At 37.5% G+C, this 2,586-nt stretch carries 4 protein-coding genes; all 4 read left to right on the forward strand.

The features are described from left to right. Window positions 1-717 (forward strand): putative toxin (locus tag AC1WHX_RS11785; RefSeq protein ID WP_481229437.1); only part of this gene is annotated, 717 nt, incomplete at its 5' end. Then, window positions 678-1,256, forward strand: coding sequence for a hypothetical protein (locus AC1WHX_RS11790; protein WP_122329749.1), 579 nt, complete (start codon window positions 678-680; stop codon window positions 1,254-1,256). The genes AC1WHX_RS11785 and AC1WHX_RS11790, both read left to right, overlap by 40 nt. A 3-nt stretch (window positions 1,257-1,259) precedes the next feature. After that, window positions 1,260-1,904: a hypothetical protein gene (locus AC1WHX_RS11795; RefSeq protein WP_270214045.1), complete on the forward strand. Its 645-nt coding sequence runs from the start codon at window positions 1,260-1,262 to the stop codon at window positions 1,902-1,904. 220 nt (window positions 1,905-2,124) lie between these two features. Then, window positions 2,125-2,430 carry a hypothetical protein gene (locus tag AC1WHX_RS11800; RefSeq protein ID WP_022601731.1) on the forward strand — a complete coding sequence of 102 codons (306 nt, stop codon included), beginning with the start codon at window positions 2,125-2,127 and terminating at the stop codon, window positions 2,428-2,430. Window positions 2,431-2,586: the final 156 nt, after the last annotated feature.

A 2,586-nucleotide genomic window follows, 5' to 3' on the forward strand; every position in this document is an offset into this window, starting at 1 on the left:
GACTCGAAGGCGAGAATTCAGGATTTTCAGATACCCGGATTCACGACATTAGATCTGCTATGTGAGAATTACTACGGAATATTGCCGTATGCGTATTGTGCCGGAAATCCGGTAAGGTATGTCGATCCCACAGGTCGATGGATAGAGTCTCTATGGGATGTCGCCAGTTTGACGATCGGAGCTAAAAGTTTTGTGGAAAATGTCCGTCAGGGAAATGTTAAGGCTTCGGTAGTCGATGGTTTGGGAATGCTCGTAGATTTGGGTGCCGTCATATTGCCGGGAGTGCCAGGAGGGGCAGGTGTTGCGATCAAGACCGGACGAACGGCAGATAAGACAGCAGAAACGTTAAAAGCCATGGAACGGAGGCGGCAAAGTGAAAAGCGGGCATTGCAGGAGATGAGAGCGACAAAAAATACCAAACGGGAAATGACAACTTTGGAAACGGGAGAAGACATAACAGTAATCCCGGATATAGTAACCCCAAAAAACATAATGGAGATAAAAGATGTAAAAATAGTAAATAATACAAAACAAATTAGGGGAGAACGGCAAGTAGCAAAAGATACAGGAAAGGAGTTTAAAATCATTACGGGAGAGAAAACACATGTGTCCGGAAATATTCCGGAAAGAGAGATAATCAGGCGAAAAGATTTAGGACCAAAAAAAAATAAAATATTATGGGTAAATTTGATTACAAAAACATCTGTGTGCAGATAAAAGTACGGGAAAACCTTACGGATCAGAGATTCGTGGAGTTTATGAAAACGTGGAATTTTACGAGATTAGAATTTGCTAATTTTTTCGATTCTATTAAAGGAACGATTTGCAATGAACAAGCCAAAAGAATTGTGGAGTTTTTTGTCACATATAAGAATGAAGCTATTCTTCCAGACAAATACAATCTAGCCGAGCCAATAAAAATTGCATTTGACAAAAACGATATTTCTATTCCAGTAGCATGGTTAAGTTTTCCGGGAGGAGGAATATATTTAAAACAAAAATACAAATTTGAGGCCTATATTGAGAATGAATATTGGGGGCTTGTATGGTCTGATGGAAAAATCGTAAAACCGGTGAGGGTACTACCGGAGTATATGGGAGTTATAACCTTTTGGTTCAGTAAGCAGCGAAAGATAGATATGGAATTTCTGAAACGGCTGTTGAAAGATTTTTGCGAGTATCTGAATACCGATTACGGGGTGATATTCGATCAGGAAACGCATGAGGTATTGTTCGATCTTTTTGAAAGAAAATAAATTATGGGAAATTATGTCAGAAATGTCGGTATATTTATTAAAGTACGGGAAAATTTGACAGACCCGAAATTTGTAGAATTTATTCAAGACTGGGATTTTACGGAAGACGAGATAAGTACTTTTTTAGAATCGATATGGGAAAAGTCCCGCAATGAAAACTCATCCAAGATAGTAAAGTTTTTTATTGAGTATAAAGATGGGATTCTACATCCCGATAAGTGTGACATAGTCTGTCCGGCCAAAAAGTCATTTGATGAAAGAGGGTACACTTTGTCTGTTGCATGGCTTAGCTATCCGGGCGCGAGGCTGATTCTAGAGAAAAAATATAAGTACAAGGCTGTGTTGGAGTGTAAATATTGGGGAGCCCTGACATCAGGCGGGGAGATTCTGAATCCCAAAAAGATTTTTCCCCGATATATGGGCATTGTTACCTCTACCTGTATAACCTCGAAAGAGCAAATAACCCGTCCACTGCCCGAGTATATGGGATTTATTACTATTTGGTTCGGCAAGTATCGGAAAATAAATATTGAGTTTCTGGTGCAATTACTGGAGGATTTCTGTATGTACTTGAATACTGATTATGGGGTGTTATTCGATCAGGAAACACATGAGGTATTGTTCGATCTTTTTGAAAAAGAGAAATAGAAAAAAGGTATTTTCCCGTATTTACCGGACGGATCGGAATTTGAGTATTTGATTTATCAACTCGGTACAAATTTGTTAAACACAGTACACAAAAGTCTGCCAAAGATGCCGCCAGAAATGAAGGGAAAAATGCGCCTATAAAACATCTTAATCCTGAAAAAGGAAATAGCCATTATCATTCAACGGATATACATAAGGAAAAAAACTAATAGTACACTTCATGAATATTAATCAGCAATTATGGATAGGCTTAGTTGGTGTCCATCCCCATTCTGAAAACTCAATATTAGGAAGTTATTCGGGTGGATTCACAAATATTGTTGTTTTTGCTCAAAACAAAGCCGAATTTAAAAAAGAGGTATCAAAATTTTGTTTAGAAAATAATTTAGATGTTTTTGAAATTGAGGATATTGAACGAGTTAGTAAACGAATGAAAAAACATAAATTAGGAACATCTGTTTTGAAAATTATAGAGTATGTAAGGGTAACAGGATTACCATGTATGAGTGATTTACACGTTATATGAGTCTGATGATTGGGACAATTGCATAAAATATTTGCAATAGAAGCATATCACATGCAATATTCCTTTGATAAATCTTTTCCCGGCAGTAAGGAGGTAAAGGTCTTCAAGGTATCGATTTCCATTCTGTTGGAAATATCCGAAATGGGGGGACATTGG

Source organism: Coprobacter sp. (assembly GCF_982436375.1).

Coding starts and splice junctions, on each gene's coding strand:
- AC1WHX_RS11790 (WP_122329749.1), top strand. CDS start 678: ATGGGTAAATTTGATTACAAAAACATCTGTGTGCAGATAAAAGTACGG.
- AC1WHX_RS11800 (WP_022601731.1), top strand. CDS start 2,125: ATGAATATTAATCAGCAATTATGGATAGGCTTAGTTGGTGTCCATCCC.
- AC1WHX_RS11795 (WP_270214045.1), top strand. CDS start 1,260: ATGGGAAATTATGTCAGAAATGTCGGTATATTTATTAAAGTACGGGAA.